Below are 15901 nucleotides of genomic sequence, written 5' to 3' on the forward strand. Positions count from 1 at the left end.
CCCCCCCCCCCCCCCCCCCCCCCCCCCCCCCCCCCCCCCCCCCCCCCCCCCCCCCCCCCCCCCCCCCCCCCCCCCGGGGGGGGGGGGCGGACGGTTCGCGGACGGGTCGTCAGCACGGTGTCGTCGCCATCAGCTTCTCGAAGGAAGCCATGCAGTCCGGGCAGTGTCGCGCCCGTTCACCGTCGGATGCCTCGATACGTTCACGGAGCTGCTGTCCGCACAGGGTGGCCGCGGCCTGTTTGGCCAACACGTGCCACACCAACGCTCCGCCCGCCTTCTCCGGGCCCACGCACATTTCGTACATGTTCGGCCTCCCAGCCTGGACGCCGCTGACACCCTCCAGGAGACACCGGTTGGGCGGCGATCAGTAGCGGTCGGGGTCCATTCGGGTGACGGCCGCTTCGCCCGCCCGGGGCCGCCGCCCACCCGCAGGGCTGCAAACGGTCGGCCAACCGGCTGTACCGAGGTGGTGGGCGGTGCGAGGGCGGGTCATGTCCCGGCGCCCCCTCATGAACCGCGTACGCCGGTGACGGCGAAGCCGCTGCGCGGACGGGTCGGCACACGGTGCAGGGGGATCCGCAGGTCCTGCGGGGGTACGGCGTACTCCAGGCGGGCCAGCCGCAGCGCCAGCGACTCCAGCAGGCCCACGGTCACGCGCTCGCCGGGGCAGCGGTGGCCCCCGGCGGGGTCGCCGCCGCCCTGCGGGATCAGCTCGTCGGGGTCGGCGGGGCGCTCCAGGAACCGCTCGGGCCTGAAGGCGTACGGGTCTCCCCAGAGCTCCTCGTCGTGGTTCTGGCCGTAGACGTCGAGCAGCAGCATCCCGCCTGCCGGGACGGACTCGCCGTGCCAGGTCAGGTCCCTGACGGCGAGGCCGCCGAGGAACGGGGCGAACGGGTAGAAGCGGCGGACCTCGTGCGCGAACGCCGTGGCGAAGGCCCGGTCGCCCGCGCGCAGTCGCTCCCGGCACGCCGGCCACCGGTGCAGGGCGTGCGCGGCGAAGGCCACGAACCAGCTCACGGCGGCGGTGGGGCGCAGGACGTTGAGGAGTTCCACGGCCGCGGTCCGGGAGTCCAGCGGGCCGTCGGGCGTGTCGCGGTGGGCGGCGACCCGTTCCAGCACCGACTCCGCGGGCGCGGTGACCGTGCCCGACCGGACGTCCTCGATCAGCCGGGCCATCCGATCCTCCTGCCGGGCGCGGGCACGACGGGCCCGCAGATGACGCGGCCCGGCGGTGGCGAAACCGTCGACCATCGCGACGAGGTCCCGCGCGAGCCGCTCCGCGTCGCAGGCGTCCGGCGGGAGTCCCGCCCAGGTGCCGACCGCGCGGGTGAGCACCAGGCCCGCCTCGTCGAACAGCACCACGCGGTCGCGGTCGCTCCAGGTGCGCACGGCCTCGTCCCAGGCGGCCTCGACGTGTCCGGTGAGCGCGGCGACCCGGTCGGCGGCCAGCAGCGGCAGGAACAGTTCCTTGCGGGCCCGGTGGGCGTCCGCGTCGAGGGTGTGGACGGCGCCCTGCCCGAACAGGGTGTCCAGCACGGGCGCGGGGAGCGCGCCGTGGCGGTGCACATGCGTCTCGTCGTAGAAGAGGCGCACGGCAGCCGGGCCGCGTACGGCCAGCGCGGGCTTGCCCAGCAGCCGGGTGCGCACCACGTGGCCGGCGCTCTCGCGCATGCGGTTGGGCAGCCAGGCGTAGCCCTCGACGAGCAGGGGCAGGGTGCGGTCGGCCAGCGGGCGGGTTGCGTCCATGGCGGGTGGGTGCCCCGGGGCGGCGGACGGACACCCGCCGCGCGCTCGGACGGGCGGCGGGGTCCGGCCGCGCCCTGACATTTGTCAGGGACACCTGTGCGCCGGCCGTCCCTAGAGTGCTGAGTGCACAGCAGGGGTGCCGCCCGGCGGCGCACGGGAACAGCCGGTGGCACATCGACACATGGGGGAATCACACATGACCGTTCGCCCGATCACCCGGGTCGCCCTCGTCGGGGCCGGTGCGCTGGCGCTGCTCGGCCCGCTCGCCGCGACGACCGCCTCCGCCGCCCCCACCGCCTCCGGGGACGCCCGTGGCGCCGACCGGGTGCTGGCCGCACCGTACGCCGTCGAGCCGTACGAGACCGTCAACGTCCGTTCCGGGCCGGCCCGCTCCTACTCCAAGGTCGGCTCGGTCGCGGCCGGTCAGCCGCGCGGGGCGTACTGCTGGACCCATGGCGAGACCATCAGCGACCACGGCTACACCAACAACGTCTGGGTGAAGCTCGTCGAGGGCTACGTCAGCGCCGTCTACCTCAAGGGGAACGAGTACGGCGACCTGCCCGCCTCGGCGCGCTGCTGACCCGGATCCGGCCGTCGGCCGGACCGTATCGGCCGGCCGCTGCGGCCGGTCACCGCACACACATGGGGGAACGACACATGAAGCGACTGATGCGACACTCCGTCACCGCGCTGGCCGCGGCCGCGCTCGCCGTCGGCGGGCTCGCCACCACGGCCCAGGCGGCGGAGGCCGCGCCGAGCGGCGGCGACCCGTCCCTGACCGACGTCTACATCTGGGCGACGGACGTCAACCTCCGTCAGCAGCCCACCACCGACTCCAACGTGCTGGCCGTCCGCTCCACCTACTGGCTGGACGCGGTCTGCCAGAAGAAGGGGCAGTACGTGAACGACCCGGCCGTCGGCGGCAACAGCTGGTGGACGGCCGTGCAGGAGTTCTCGGGCAGCGACATCGCCTGGGTCAACAACCTGTACCTGCGGGGCGGCGAGAAGATCGCGGGCGTCCCGGACTGCTGACGCGCGCGAGGGAAACGGGCGGGCCGGTCTCCGGCCCGCCCCTTCGCGTTCAGTACAGCTTGTCCACGGCCGTGACCGTGGTCCGCCGGAAGTCGGCCACCTGCGCGTGCTCGAAGGTACCCATCTGGCCCCACTGGACGACGGTGACGGCCCTGTCGTCCCGGCCGACCGAGAGCAGGTTGATGTCCGAGGCGCCCCATTCGGCGACCGTGTGGACGCCGTAGACGTGGGCGCCCTCCTCCACGTCCAGTGAGCCGTAGTCCTTCTGCGTGGCGGTGACGTCGGGGTGCTGCTCCGCGATCCGGCGCGCGCAGTCGGCCAGGTCCGCGCGCAGCAGCGCCGCGAGCTCCCGGGCGCGCGGGGTGCTGCGCTCGACGACGGTGACCTGGAGGGCGCCGGCGTCCATCTCGGTCCAGTACCTGCGGTGGGAGGTGAGGGAGGGCAGCGCCTCGCCCACGCACAGCGGCAGCGGGTCCGGCTGCCCGGCGGTGACCGGTCCGGCGTACCAGTCCGAGGAGGCGTGCGGCGGCAGTTCGGCCGGATCCAGGAAGGCGGGCGGGCCGGAGCGCGGCGCCGCCGCGGCCGCCGGGCCGGTGGTCACGGCGACCGCGGCACCGGCCGCCAGGGCGGTCACGGCGGCCAGGAGCGCTCGGGAACGGACTCGGGCACGGACAGTCATGTCTCCCCCACGTCGGTCGTGTCGGCCGTCGGCGCGATGCCGGGCCGGTACGGCTTTCCCTGTACGACCCGGCACGACCGCCATGGGTTGCCCCGGTCACCCCGCCGCGTTGTCGGTGCGCATCCGCACCTGCTCCTCCAGCCGCCGCAGGCTGCCGTCGAGGGCGTCGGCCACCGTGGACCGCCCCGGGTCGTGGCTCTCGTCGAGGAACGACAGGTGCACCGTCACCTCGCTGGCCCCGCTGTCGAGGCCGGCGACCTGCAGCCAGCCGGCGTAGGCGCCGTTCTCCCGGGTCCCCCACTCCAGCCGCATCTGCTCGGGCCGGGAGCTGAGCAGCGCGGAGGTGTCGTGGTCGGTGCGGTCCTCGTGCACGGTGACCGCGGGCGGCTCCTCAGGTTCGACGTGCAGGTCCCCGGGCAGCCAGGTGTCCAGCTGGCCGACGTTCGCGGCCTGGTCGAAGACCTGCTCGGGCTGGGCGGGCATGGTGCGGGAACGCTCGTACTCGGTCATGCGGCACCACTCCTCGGCGATCGGGACCGTGTGCCGGGGCGAAGGCGGGTGGTGCTTCGCGGCCACGGTCGTGGACGTACGTCACGTCGGGGCCGTACTCGGCGATCGCGGTCACGGCCGTGCGTCACGCTCGTACGACGTGACGCGTGCCCCGCTCCGCCCGTCCGAAGCGCGCCACGAACGATCCGCCCGACGGGCGGGACGGGCCCTGCGGTGCCAGACTTCTGCAGCGACGTCCCCGCCGCCGGGGGAGCCCGACGAGAGGAGACGGGGTGTCCACGCCGGAGCCGGGCGACACTGCGCTGTGGGAGTTCCTCGCCGATCCGGAGCATCTGACCCTGGACCTTTCCACGGCCGTGGCCCGCTGTGCCGGGGCCCTCGGCCTGCGGGACGCCGTCGTCTACCTGGTCGACCTGCAGCAGCGACGCCTCGTGCCGCAGACGGACGTGGCGCCGCCGGTCCCGGTCGACGGCTCCCTGGCGGGCTGGGCCTACCGCACGCAGGCGCTGCGGGTGGAGGAGTCCGGGGGCGACGGCATCACCGCCTGGTTCCCCCTGCTGGACGGGGCGGAACGGCTCGGGGTGCTGGCCGTGAACGAGACGTCCCTGACGGCGGCCTCGCTGGCCCGCGGCCGGGCGCTCGCCTCACTGATCGCCATGATGATCACGTCCAAGCGTGCCTACGAGGACTCCTTCGTCCGGCGCACCCGGACCGAGCGGATGCAGCTGCCCGCCGAGATGCTCCGGGCGTTCCTGCCGCCGCGGACCATCGGCAACGCCCACGTCGTGTCGACGGCCGTGCTGGAGCCCGCCTACGAGATCGGCGGCGACGCCTTCGACCACTCGCTCACCGAGACGACGCTGCACATGGCGGTCATGGACGCCATGGGGCACGACCTGGCCTCGGGACTCACCAGCGCCGTCGCCCTGGCGGCCTGCCGCAACGCCCGGCGGACCGGGGCCGACCTCCCCGAACTCGTCGGGGAGGTGGACGAGGCGCTCTCCCGCTGGCTGCCGGACCAGTTCTGCACGGCGGTCGTCGCCCAGCTGGACCTGGCGGCCGGGGTACTGCGCTGGACCAACTGCGGTCACCCCGCGCCCCTCCTCATCCGCGACCAGCGGCTGATCATGGACGCCATGGAACGGGACACCGACCCGCCCATGGGACTGCCCTCCCTGCTCACCTCCACACCGCGCCGGACGCACGAGATCGCGCTGGAGCCCGGGGACCGGGTGCTGCTGTACACCGACGGGGTCGTGGAGGCGCGGACCCGGGAGGCCAAGCTGCTGGGGCTCGAACGGTTCGCGGACTACGTCATCCGGGCCACGGCCGGCGGCGAGCTGGCGCCGGAGTCGCTGCGCCGGCTGATCCATTCGATCCTGGCCATGCACGAGGACGGCCGGTTGCGGGACGACGCGACGCTCCTGATGTTCGAGTGGCGACCGCCTCCCGGCTGACGGCCGCACGGTCCCCCTGCGAACGGCCACGCACCGCCCCCCTTCCCTCCGCGTCCCTCCCCGCCCGCCGTCCGGCGCGGTGCGGCCGGTGCACCGCGGCATCACCGCCCCCGGCTGCGGACGGCCGGCCCCGCCCGACCGCTGCCTCAGACCTCGTGCCCGCGTGCACGCAACCAGGCGTGCACGGTGTCCTTGTCGGAGGGCGTGATCCGGACCTCTCCCGGCACGTAGGGCCCTTCGTCCTCGGTGAAACCCGTGTCGGTGACCCGGGCCGTCACCCAGGTGGCCAGGTCCTGGGCGGCCCGCTCGGACAGTGCGCCGCGCTCCCAGCCCGTACGGGCCTCACGGGCCGCGTCGGCGTCGTGCCGCCCGGTCTCCTCCAGCCACGCCGCCACCAGCCGTGCCACGGTCCCGCGATCCTCGGCTTCCCGGGCGGCTCCCGCCCGCGCGGCCCGCATCGCCCGCATCCGCTCGTCGCTCATACCGGCCGGGTTCCCCGTCCCCCGCGGACTCTCCCCCCTCATGTTCACCAGGGACTCCCCGATCCAGCAGGCCCGCGGGAAGGCACCCGCCCGCCGTACGGCCCTCTTCCCTACGCTTCCCGGCGCTTTTCGGCGCTCCCGACGCTTCCCCCGACCCTCCCCGGCCTCGTACCGGCCGTCCTTCCGGCCTCGTACGGCCCCGTGTCGGTCCGGGAGCGTCGGGTACCCGCGTGTCCCCGGGCACCGCCGGACCCGGCCACGATCCACCGCCGACGACGGGCCCGGCACCGGGCGCAGGCATGGGGCGCGGGACGCGGGACACCGGAATCCGGAAAGGGGACGGCGATGAAGCAGCCCGCCGACGGTCACGGCCTCGACCGGCACGCCGGGGTGTCCGAACTGCGTCCGGCGACGGGCGACGGCGAGCCCGTTCCCCGGAACGCCGCGGCCCACGAGGACCTGCCCCTCGACCGCAACCAGGCGATCCTGCAGGCCGCGAAGCAGGTGGGTTCGACCCTCAAGAAGGCGGAGCACCCGTTCGCGCTGGCCGGCAGCGTCGCCGTGTACGCGCACGGCGGCACCCAGAACCTCCAGCACGACGTCGACTTCTGCATCCGCCCGGACGACGCGGAGGCCGTCGCCGCGACCCTGCGGCGGGCCGGTCTCACGGTGTACACCCCGCCCGAGGACTGGCTGCTGAAGGCGGACTGCCTGGGGCAGCAGGTCGACCTGATCTTCGAGCTGGCGCACGAGCCGGTGACGTCCCGGCTGCTGGCACGGGCCGAGGACCTGCCGGTCGACTCGGTGCTCATGCCGGTCCTCGCACCGACCGACCTGCTGCGCGGGCTGCTGGCGGCCTTCTCCGAGCACCACTGCGACTTCGGGGCGGTGCTGCCGATCGCCCGCACGCTGCGCGAGAAGATCGACTGGGCCGCGCTGCGCCGGGACTGCGGCGACGCACCGATGCCCGCCGCGTTCTTCTTCGTCCTCGAACGGCTGGACATCATCCCGCCTGACGGGGACCCGCCCCTCCCGCCCGTCGCCCCCGCGAAGGAGGACCGGCCATGAGTGACCCCGTCACCCACCGCGGCCCCGCGGCCCACGACCCGGCACCGGCGTCCGAGAACGTCGAGTACCGCGTCGCCCACCTGCACGACCGGCTCGCCGCGGAGGAACTGGGCGAGCTGGGCGTACGCGCCGAGATCCGGGCCGGCGCCGTCGTGCTCACCGGCACGGTGCCGTCGGCGCAGTGCCGCGAGACCCTGCTGCGGATCGCCCACGAGGAGCTGGCCGGGCTCACCGTGCGCACCGACGTCGTGCTGGCGGAGACGACCGGCCCCGACCGTGCCGAGGAGCTGTGATGATCCGCGTGGCCGCCGTCGGGGACATCCACATGGGGGCCGACAGCCGGGGACTGCTCCGGCCCGCCTTCGACACCCTCTCCGACTGCGCGGACCTGCTGCTGCTCGCCGGGGACCTCACCCGGCACGGCACCCCCCAGGAGGCGGAGGTGGTCGCACGGGAGGTGCACGGCCTGCCGGTGCCGGTGGTGGCGGTCCTCGGCAACCACGACCACCACGACGAGCAGCCCGAGAAGGTCGCCGACCTCCTGCGCGACGTCGGCGTGACCGTCCTGGAGGGCGAGGGGACGGTCGTGGAGTGCGCCGGGGCCCGGGTGGGGATCGCCGGGGCCAAGGGCTTCGGCGGCGGCTTCGTCGGCCGCAGCGCCGGGGAGTTCGGCGAGCCGCTGATGAAGGAGTTCGTCCGCACCACCCGCCGCTCGGCGGACAGCCTGCGTACGTCGCTGGAGGAGCTGGCCGGGCAGGACTGCGCGGCGCGGGTGGCCCTCACCCACTTCTCCCCCGTCGCCGACACACTCGCCGGGGAGCCGCTGGAGATCCACCCCTTCCTCGGCAGCTACCTGCTGGCCGAGGCGATCGACACGGCCGGCGCCGACCTCGCCGTCCACGGCCACGCCCACCTCGGCTCGGAGCACGGCATGACGGCGGGCGGGGTGCGAGTGCGCAACGTGGCCCAGCCGGTCATCCGCCGGGCCTTCAACGTCTACGGGCTGAACGCCCCGTGATACCGGCTGAACACCTTCTGATACCGGACACCCCCACTCCCCCGCCCAAGCCGCCGCGCAGTCAGGAACCTTCCGGGTCCTCGGTCGTCCGTCCGAGGCAGACGACGTCCGCGGGGTCCAGGCCCGCCACCGGGATCTCGTGGAAGCCCAGCCGGTCGTAGAAGGCCCTGGCCGGGGTGTTGGCCGTCGCCATGACGAGGTGGACGGCCGGTACGCCGCGCTCCCGCAGCGCCCGCCAGAAGGCCCGCATCAGGGCCCGGCCGTGTCCGCGGCCCTGATGGCCGGGCAGCAGGTCGATGTGGAGGTGGGCGGGATGACCGGCCAGTTCGGGGACGACCATCCGCTCGGGGTCGTGCAGCAGTGCGGCCATCGCCTCGTCCGGGTTGCCGGGCGGGCCCTGCGGCGCCGGGTAGCGGTCCGCCACGCGGGGCAGCCACTCGGTGCGGAACTCCTCGGCGAAGCGCGGGGTGTCGGCGGTGCCGAGGACGTAGCCGACCGCGCGGCCGCTCCCGTCGTCCAGCACGAAGGCGAGGTCCGGGTCCAGCCGGACGTAGGGAGCGGCGAAGACGGCCGGCAGGACCGAGGGGTCGGCGTACACGGGCCGGCTGTCCCGGCCGTTGTGCGCGGTGCGGATGCAGATGTCGTCGAGCGCTTCCGCGTCGGCGGGTCGGTAAGGGCGTACGAAGGCAGTCGGTTTCACCTCGGCATCCTTGCCCTTTGGGAGCGCTCCCACAAGTGGTTCGCTTCGATCGCCGGGCCCCGGGTACCCGGCGCCCGGCACTGTGGCGGACGTCGGCGGGAGGCCGGTGATGGAGGATTCCGAGGACCGGATCGCGCGGCCGTGGGGCGGCAGGACGCCCTACCGGCGCGGCGCGGCCTGGCCGGCGCGGGTGGACACGTTCCTCGCGGACGGGGTGCGGCCGGGGTCCGTCGACCGGTGGGTGCAGTCGGCGTCGATCCTGCACTCCGACGGCGACGCCATGGACATCGCGGTGGCCGACGGCCGGATGGTGGGCGTGCGGGGCCGGGACGTGGACCGGGTCAACCGGGGCCGCCTGGGCCCGAAGGACCTGTACGGCTGGCAGGCCAACTCCTCGCGGGACCGGCTGACCCGGCCGCTGGTGCGGCGCGGCGGGCAGCTGGTGGAGACGGACTGGGACACCGCGATGGACCTGGTGGCCGCCCGCTCCCGCGACCTGCTCGACGAGCGGGGCCCGGGCTCGATCGGCTTCTACACCTCCGGGCAGCTGTTCCTTGAGGAGTACTACACGCTCACGGTCCTCGCCCGGGCCGGCATCGGCACCAACCACCTCGACGGCAACACCCGCCTGTGCACGTCGACGGCCGCCGAGGCGCTGAAGGAGACGTTCGGCTGCGACGGACAGCCCGGCAGCTACGACGACTTCGACCACGCCGACGTGATCGCCCTGTTCGGGCACAACGTCGCCGAGACGCAGCCCGTGCAGTGGATGCGGCTGCTCGACCGGCTGGAGGGGGCCGACCCGCCGCGGCTGCTGTGCGTGGACCCCCGCCCCACCCACGTCGCCGAGCACGCCGCCGTACACCTCGCGCCCCGCAGCAGCACCAACGTCGCCCTGCTCAACGCGCTGCTGCACGAGACGATCCGGTACGAGCGGATCGACCGCGACTACATCGGGGCGCACACCGTCGGCTTCGACGAGCTGGCCGCCCGGGTCGCCGACTGCACGCCCAAGTGGGCGGCGGACATCTGCGACCTGCCCGCCGCGCGCATCGAGGAGGCGGCCGAACTCGTCGGCACCACCGACGCGCTGCTCTCCACCGTCCTCCAGGGCGTCTACCAGTCCCACCAGGCGACGGCCGCCGCCGTGCAGGTCAACAACCTGCACCTGATCCGCGGCATGCTGGGCCGACCGGGAGCGGGCGTCCTGCAGATGAACGGGCAGCCCACCGCCCAGAACACCCGCGAGTGCGGCGCCAACGGCGACCTGCCGGGCTTCCGCAACTGGCAGAACGACTCCCACGTCACCGACCTCGCCAGGATCTGGAACGTGGAGCCGGAGACCGTCCCGCACTACGCGCCGCCCACCCACGCGATGCAGATGTTCCGGTACGCCGAGCAGGGCTCGATCCGGATGCTGTGGATCAGCGGCACCAACCCGGCGGTCTCGCTGCCCGAACTGGCCCGCGTCCGCGCGCTCCTGAGCCAGGAGCGGCTGTTCACGGTGGTGCAGGACATCTTCCTCACGGAGACCGCGCAGCTGGCCGACGTGGTGCTGCCCGCCGCGACCTGGGGCGAGAAGACCGGCGCGCTCACCAACGCGGACCGCACGGTGCACCTGTCCAGGAAGGCGGTGGACCCGCCCGGCGAGGCCAGGTCCGACCTGGACATCTTCCTGGACTACGCCCGGCGCATGGACTTCCGGGACAAGGACGGCGGCCCGCTGGTCGGCTGGCACGACCCCGAGTCGGCGTTCGAGGCCTGGAAACGGTGCAGCGCGGGCCGCCCCTGCGACTACACCGGTCTGTCCTACGCCAAGCTCCAGGAGACCAGCGGGATCCAGTGGCCCTGCGACGAACGGGCCCCCGAGGGCACCGCCCGGCTCTACACGGAGGGCTTCGCGTGGGCCCACCCCGATCTGTGCGAGAGCTACGGCAAGGACCTGGAGACCGGTGCCTCGCAGGAGGTCGTCGAGTACCGCTCGCTCAACCCGGACGGCAGGGCGATGATCAAGGCGGCCGCCTATGTGCCCCCGCACGAGGAGCCGGACGACGAGTACCCCTTCCAGCTGACCACGGGCCGCACGCTCTACCACTTCCACACCCGTACGAAGACGGGCCGGGCGCCCCAGCTCAACGGTGCAGCCCCGGACGTGTGGGTGGAGGTGGCCGCCCCGGACGCGGACCGGCTGGGTCTGGCCGAGGGCGACCTGGTCGAGGTGAGCAGCAGGCGCGGCTCGCTGCGCGGCCGGCTGCGCGTGACCGGCATCCGGCCCGGTCTGCTCTTCGTGCCCTTCCACTACGGCTACTGGGACACCGAGGGCGGCTGCGGCCCGGCCCGGGACAACGCCGGACGGGCGGCGAACGAGACCACGATCACCGACTGGGACCCGGCCTCCAAACAGCCGCTGTTCAAGACCTCCACGGCCGCCCTCACCCTCGTCGAGCGCGACGACGGCACCCCGTCCCCCGCCCCGACCACCACCGCGTCGGCACCGGTCCCGGCCGGCGCCGCGCGCCCGACCACCGGCGGACCGGGAGCCCGCGCGACGCAACGGCCCGCCGAGTTCCCGCACGCCCACGAGGAGGGCGCCCGGTGAACGGCATCACCCTCACCCTGCGCGTCCTGCACCGCGGCGAACGGCACCTGGCCCACGACCTGGTGACGGCGGCCGAGCGGCACCGCACCGAGCACGAGGTGCACCACGTCGCCACCGACCTCGCCGGCTGGTCGCGCGAGCACGTCCGCCGGCTGGCCGAGGTGGCCGCACATCACGACGTACGCCTGAGCGGCCCGTCGGAACACGACGCCTCCGACGGCGTCTTCGCGACCCTGCGCAAGAAGGCGTCGGAGGCCGTGGTGCACCGCCCCGAACCAGGCCTCCTCCTCCTGCGCGACCTGCGGGAACTGCATGTCGCCGCCGCGGAGAACTCACTGCACTGGGAGATGCTGGCGCAGGCGGCGCAGGCGTCCAGGGACACCGAACTGCTCCGCCTCGCCTCCGGCTGCCACCCGCAGACGCTGCGCCAGATGCGCTGGACCAACACCATGATCAAGAACCTCTCGCCGCAGATCCTCACGAGTCTCTGACCTGCGCGGAGGACGAACGAACCGGCACCGGTGACGGACACCGCCCCCGGACCGCCGAATGGCGCCCACCCACCCGAACCCCGGATGATCCCACTGGAACACCGCACACCGAACTTCGAGACCTCTCCCGAGAGCGAGACAGCGTCATGAGTCTTCTGCGTACGGCCGGCCGTCCCCTGCTCGCCTCGATGTTCCTGGCGGGCGGCCTGCACTCCCTGCGCAGGCCGGCCGACGTGGCGCCGGCCGCCGAGCCGATCGTGCGGCCGGTGACCGAGCGCGTCACGCTGCTGCCGGACCGCACGGAGCACCTCGTACGGCTCAACGGCGCCGTCCACGTGCTGGGCGGGCTCATGCTCGGGCTCGGCCGCTGCCCGCGGACGGCCGCGCTGGCCCTGGCGGCGACACTGGTCCCCACCACCCTGGCGGCGCACCGGTACTGGGAGGCGGAGGACCCCTCCGAGCGGGCGCAGCAGCGCATCCACTTCCTGAAGAACCTGTCCATGATGGGCGGGCTGCTGATCGCCGCCGACGACACCGGTGGCCGCCCCTCGTGGTGGTGGCGCAGCCGGCACGCCGCGCACGGCCTGCGGCACGACGCGCACCTGGTGCGCCGGTCCGTCCGGGCCACGGCGAAGGCGGGCGGCGTCCGGGCCAAGCTCGGCGCCTGAACCAGGTGTTGGCCCTCCCGGCGCGGGGACCCGGGGGGCCGTGGCGGACACCGGTCCCGCGACCGCCACGACCCGTACCGGAGGTGAGTCATGGGACACGGAGGAAACGTCATCGACGAGCTGACGACCGATCACCGTGAGGTCGACGAGCTCTTCGGCAGGATCGAGGCGCTGCCGCCCGGCCACAAGGACCGCAAGCTGTACGCCGATCAGGCCACGATCGAACTGGTCCGGCATTCGGTGGCGGAGGAGGCGTATCTCTACCCGGCCGTCCGCGAGCACGTGGCGAACGGCGGCGCCATCGCCGACAAGGAGCTGGAGGACCACGCCGAGGCCGAGCGGATCATGAAGGATCTGGAAGGCCTCACGGCGGACGACGCCGAGTTCGACCGGCTGGTCGGCGCGCTGATGAGCGAGATCCGCGAGCACGTGGCCGACGAGGAGGGCAACCTCTTCCCGAGGCTGCGCGAGGCCTGCCCCGCCGAGTCCCTGGACCGGCTGGGCGAGAAGGTCCGCCAGGCGAAGAGGACGGCACCGACGCGGCCCCACCCGGCCACCCCGGACAAGCCCCCGATGAACAAGCTCCTCGCCCCCGGCGCGGGCATGGTCGACCGGCTCCGGGACACGTTCTCGGGCCGCGGCAAACCGGACTGACCCGTGCGTGACCGAGAAGAGGCCGGCAGCAGTGGCTGCCGGCCTCTTCTCACTCCCTCACTCCCACCGCTGCGCCGTACGCCCGCTCACCACCGTGGGAAGCGGATCGTCCGGCCCGCGGAAGGCCACGACCGTACGCTCCAGACCGTCCCGCCAGCCCACACCGGGCAGCCAGCCGAAGATCTCGCGGGCGAAGCCGGTGACCGGCCGCGCACCGCGGGGCGGCTCGTCCCGCCCGTCGACGAAGGCCAGTGGTGAGTCGGAGCCCACCAGGTCGATCACCCGCCGGGCGATCTCCCCGACCGTGGGCTCCTCGTCGCCCCCGATGTCCACGGGCCGTACCGACCGCCCGGCGGCGACCAGCAGCACACCGTCCACCATGTCGTCGACGTAGCACAGGGTGTGCGTCCTGCTCCCGTCCCCGGCGACGACGACCGGCCGCCCGGCCAGGGCCTGCTCGATGAAGACGCCCGGCGCGTCCCCGCCGTCCGTGCGCATACCGGGCCCGTAGCCGGTGAACAGCCGTACGATGCCGGCGTTCGAGCCGTGGGCTCCCGCATGCGCGGCGACCAGGGCCTCGGAGAATCTGACGGCCTCCGCGCAGGCACTGTGCGCGCCGACCGGGTCGGCGTCGCCCGCGCGGGGGTCCGCGGGCGGTGAGGAGGCGAGCAGGAAGCGGGCGCCGTCCCGTCCGGCGACCGACAGCGCCGCGCGGGTGCCGAGACTGGCCGCGTCGAGGATCCGCACGGCCCGGTCCGAGGGCGCGGTGGGCGACGCGGGTCCCGCGAGGTGCAGGACCAGGTCGTAGGGGCCGGTGAGTGCCTCGGAGCAGCCCGGTTCGGCGATGTCCCGTTCGAGGAAGCGGAAGCCGGGCCGGCCCGCCAGATGGGCCACCTTCTCGGCCCGCCCGGTGGACAGGTCGTCGACGCAGTCGGTCTCCACGCCCGCGTCGAGCAGGCGGGTGCACAGGTGGGAGCCCAGGAACCCGGCACCGCCGGTCACCAGGGCCCGGGCCCAGGGCGGACGGGCGTCTCCCCCCGGGCCGAACGCCGCCGTCGGCATCATGAGGACGACCTTTCTCCCTCGGCGAAGCGCTGACGAGCCAGCCCCGAGTGCCCCACCGGGCCGTTTGCATACCCGGAGGCGCACCGCCCCCTGTGATCAACCACACTCGCCGGGCCAAGTACGCCCCGGTCCCCGCAGATTGGACCGAGCACCCCTCCTCGGCCAAGGCCGGCCGGCCACGACTCGCCGGTCCCTTCTGCCACGATGGTCGGCGCCGTTTCCCCGGCCCCGGGAGACCGCGCAACGCGGCCGGTCCTCCCTCCCCTACCCCTTCCGGGTCCCGCGACCCGTTGTCGAGTGGCGCCACCGTGTCTTCTTCCTCCCCCTCCGCACCGTCCGAGTCCCGTTCGCCGTGGCGGTCCCTGCGCTACCGCAGCATGCGCTGGTGGTCGGTCGCGAACTTCGTGTCGAACGCCGGTACGTGGATGCAGCTGACCGTGCAGAACCTGCTGGTCCTGCAGATCACCGGCTCGGCCGCCGCGACGGGCCTGTCCATGTCCGTCCAGGCCGCGCCCGCGCTGCTGATCAGCGTGTTCGGCGGGGCGGCCGTGGACCGCTGGCCCCGCAAACTGACCGCGGCGGTCAGCCAGGCGCTGCTCGGCGCGGTGGCGTTCGTGACCGCGCTCCTGGTGGCGCTGGACCGGATCGACGTGACCTCGCTGATGGTGCTGGCCGCCGTCACCGGCATCATCGCCACCGTGGACGGCCCGGCCTGCTCACTGCTGGGCAACGACCTGGTCCCGGTGCGGGACGTGCCCTCGGCGATCGGGGTCGGGGCGCTGGTCCACCAGGCGGGCCGGCTCACGGGCGCCGCGCTGGCCGGCGTGACGGTCGGCTTCCTCGGCACGGCCGCCGCCTACGCCGCCAACGGGCTGTCGTTCCTCTTCGTGGCCTCGGTCATCCCCTTCCTGCGCCCGGCGCGCGGCGCGGTCCGGCAGGCGGCGCCCGCGAAGGACCGCGACGGCGGCGACGCCATGACCGTCCGCCAGGGCCTGGCCTTCTTCGCTCGCCGGCCCCGGCTGCTCGCGCTGGCCGGTGTCACCGGCGTCAGCGCGGTCTTCGGACGCAACTACCAGCTGACCCTGGCGGTACTCGTCACGGGACCGCTCGCGGGCGGCGCGGGGTCGTTCGGCACGGTCTCGACGGTGCTGGCGGTCGGCGGCATCGTCGGCGCGGTGCTGGGCGCCCGGCTGCGCAGGCCCTCGGTCAAGGTCGTGGGCGCGCTGGCGGCGGCCGGCGGACTGCTGCAGGTGGTGGCAGGGCTGTCGCCGTCCCTGGCGGTGCTGCTGGTGATGGTGCTGCCGATGGCGGTCGTGGAGTCCGTCTCGGACACCGCCGGCACGGCAGTACTCCAGACCGACCCGCCCGCGCACATGCGGGGCAGGGTGCTCGGGGTGTGGGGCAGCATCGGCACGGTGTGGGGCCTGGGCGGGCCGCCGGCGCTGGGCCTCCTGATGGAGCTGGCCGGTGCACGAGGGGCGCTCATCGCGGGGGGCCTGATCATCGCGGGGACGATCGGGGCGGGGTATGTACTGCGGGAGCGGAGGTCCGCGGGGGCGGGAGCGCCGGTACTGGTGGAGGCGGCGTAGGGGTCCCCCCGGAGCGGGCCTTCTTACTCGGCGTTGCCATGGCGCCCGGCGCGGGTGCGGGGCCTTGGGCGTGCGACCCAGCGTTGCCATGGCGCCCGGCGTGGGTGCGGGCCGGGGGTGGGTCGCGCAGCCCGGCGCTTACG

17 protein-coding genes are annotated in these 15901 nt (G+C 74.2%); 11 read left to right on the plus strand and 6 right to left on the minus strand.

All coding sequences use genetic code 11. From position 1 onward, the window contains the following. Nucleotides 1-507: 507 nt before the first annotated feature. On the minus strand, nt 508-1746 hold the full coding sequence (locus HZS56_RS27165; RefSeq protein ID WP_216723421.1) for a cytochrome P450: 1239 nt from the start codon (nt 1744-1746) through the stop codon (nt 508-510). 196 nt (nt 1747-1942) lie between these two features. Here HZS56_RS27165 and HZS56_RS27170 point away from each other — a divergent pair, with 196 nt between their 5' ends. Together HZS56_RS27170 and HZS56_RS27175 are read left to right on the plus strand one after the other, a co-directional pair. Further along, entirely contained in the window at nt 1943-2326 is a 384-nt protein-coding gene (locus tag HZS56_RS27170; RefSeq protein ID WP_216723422.1) for an SH3 domain-containing protein, read from the plus strand. Between the two features lie 77 nt (nt 2327-2403). Beyond that, nucleotides 2404-2778: a peptidase M23 gene (locus HZS56_RS27175; protein ID WP_216723423.1), complete on the plus strand. Its 375-nt coding sequence runs from the start codon at nt 2404-2406 to the stop codon at nt 2776-2778. 49 nt (nt 2779-2827) lie between these two features. On the opposite strand, the gene HZS56_RS27180 is transcribed toward HZS56_RS27175, so the two are convergent. Continuing rightward, nucleotides 2828-3457: a hypothetical protein gene (locus HZS56_RS27180; protein WP_216723424.1), complete on the minus strand. Its 630-nt coding sequence runs from the start codon at nt 3455-3457 to the stop codon at nt 2828-2830. Between the two features lie 96 nt (nt 3458-3553). Next, nucleotides 3554-3967 (minus strand): SRPBCC family protein, encoded by a 414-nt coding sequence (locus tag HZS56_RS27185; protein ID WP_216723425.1) that lies wholly within the window; start codon nt 3965-3967, stop codon nt 3554-3556. Between the two features lie 272 nt (nt 3968-4239). Between HZS56_RS27185 and HZS56_RS27190 the strand changes: the two genes are divergently transcribed. Then, a complete protein-coding gene (locus HZS56_RS27190) occupies nt 4240-5424 on the plus strand; it encodes a PP2C family protein-serine/threonine phosphatase (RefSeq protein ID WP_216723426.1) in 1185 nt (394 codons plus the stop codon). Nucleotides 5425-5570: 146 nt separating this feature from the next. Here HZS56_RS27190 and HZS56_RS27195 read toward each other — a convergent pair whose 3' ends face one another. Next, nucleotides 5571-5906: a hypothetical protein gene (locus tag HZS56_RS27195; RefSeq protein WP_253914943.1), complete on the minus strand. Its 336-nt coding sequence runs from the start codon at nt 5904-5906 to the stop codon at nt 5571-5573. 345 nt (nt 5907-6251) lie between these two features. Between HZS56_RS27195 and HZS56_RS27200 the strand changes: the two genes are divergently transcribed. The 3 genes from HZS56_RS27200 to HZS56_RS27210 are packed head-to-tail and all read left to right on the plus strand — an operon-like array spanning nt 6252 to nt 7992. Next, on the plus strand, nt 6252-6974 hold the full coding sequence (locus HZS56_RS27200; RefSeq protein WP_216723427.1) for a nucleotidyltransferase domain-containing protein: 723 nt from the start codon (nt 6252-6254) through the stop codon (nt 6972-6974). Then, nucleotides 6971-7267, plus strand: coding sequence for a BON domain-containing protein (locus HZS56_RS27205; RefSeq protein WP_216723428.1), 297 nt, complete (start codon nt 6971-6973; stop codon nt 7265-7267). The genes HZS56_RS27200 and HZS56_RS27205 overlap by 4 nt, the downstream gene beginning before the upstream one ends. After that, complete coding sequence (locus tag HZS56_RS27210) at nt 7267-7992, plus strand: metallophosphoesterase family protein (protein ID WP_216723429.1); 726 nt, start codon at nt 7267-7269, stop codon at nt 7990-7992. Before HZS56_RS27205 ends, HZS56_RS27210 begins: the two co-directional genes overlap by 1 nt. 61 nt (nt 7993-8053) lie before the next feature. On the opposite strand, the gene HZS56_RS27215 is transcribed toward HZS56_RS27210, so the two are convergent. Next, nucleotides 8054-8692 carry a GNAT family N-acetyltransferase gene (locus HZS56_RS27215; RefSeq protein WP_216723430.1) on the minus strand — a complete coding sequence of 213 codons (639 nt, stop codon included), beginning with the start codon at nt 8690-8692 and terminating at the stop codon, nt 8054-8056. 109 nt (nt 8693-8801) lie between these two features. Here HZS56_RS27215 and HZS56_RS27220 point away from each other — a divergent pair, with 109 nt between their 5' ends. The 4 genes from HZS56_RS27220 (at nt 8802) to HZS56_RS27235 (ending at nt 13104) form a co-directional block, all read left to right on the plus strand. Further along, a complete protein-coding gene (locus HZS56_RS27220; protein ID WP_216723431.1) occupies nt 8802-11291 on the plus strand; it encodes a molybdopterin oxidoreductase family protein in 2490 nt (829 codons plus the stop codon). After that, on the plus strand, nt 11288-11782 hold the full coding sequence (locus HZS56_RS27225) for a hypothetical protein (protein WP_216723432.1): 495 nt from the start codon (nt 11288-11290) through the stop codon (nt 11780-11782). The genes HZS56_RS27220 and HZS56_RS27225 overlap by 4 nt, the downstream gene beginning before the upstream one ends. Before the next feature lie 146 nt (nt 11783-11928). Continuing rightward, nucleotides 11929-12450: a DoxX family membrane protein gene (locus HZS56_RS27230; RefSeq protein WP_216723433.1), complete on the plus strand. Its 522-nt coding sequence runs from the start codon at nt 11929-11931 to the stop codon at nt 12448-12450. A gap of 90 nt (nt 12451-12540) precedes the next feature. Further along, a complete protein-coding gene (locus HZS56_RS27235; protein ID WP_216723434.1) occupies nt 12541-13104 on the plus strand; it encodes a hemerythrin domain-containing protein in 564 nt (187 codons plus the stop codon). A 57-nt stretch (nt 13105-13161) separates the two neighbouring features. Here HZS56_RS27235 and HZS56_RS27240 read toward each other — a convergent pair whose 3' ends face one another. Further along, entirely contained in the window at nt 13162-14169 is a 1008-nt protein-coding gene (locus HZS56_RS27240; protein WP_216723435.1) for an NAD-dependent epimerase/dehydratase family protein, read from the minus strand. Between the two features lie 308 nt (nt 14170-14477). Between HZS56_RS27240 and HZS56_RS27245 the strand changes: the two genes are divergently transcribed. Continuing rightward, nucleotides 14478-15758 (plus strand): MFS transporter, encoded by a 1281-nt coding sequence (locus HZS56_RS27245; RefSeq protein ID WP_308408168.1) that lies wholly within the window; start codon nt 14478-14480, stop codon nt 15756-15758. Nucleotides 15759-15901 lie beyond the last annotated feature (143 nt).

It is taken from the genome of Streptomyces mayonensis, assembly GCF_018982965.1.
GTDB classification, from domain to species: Bacteria; Actinomycetota; Actinomycetes; order Streptomycetales; family Streptomycetaceae; genus Streptomyces; species Streptomyces mayonensis.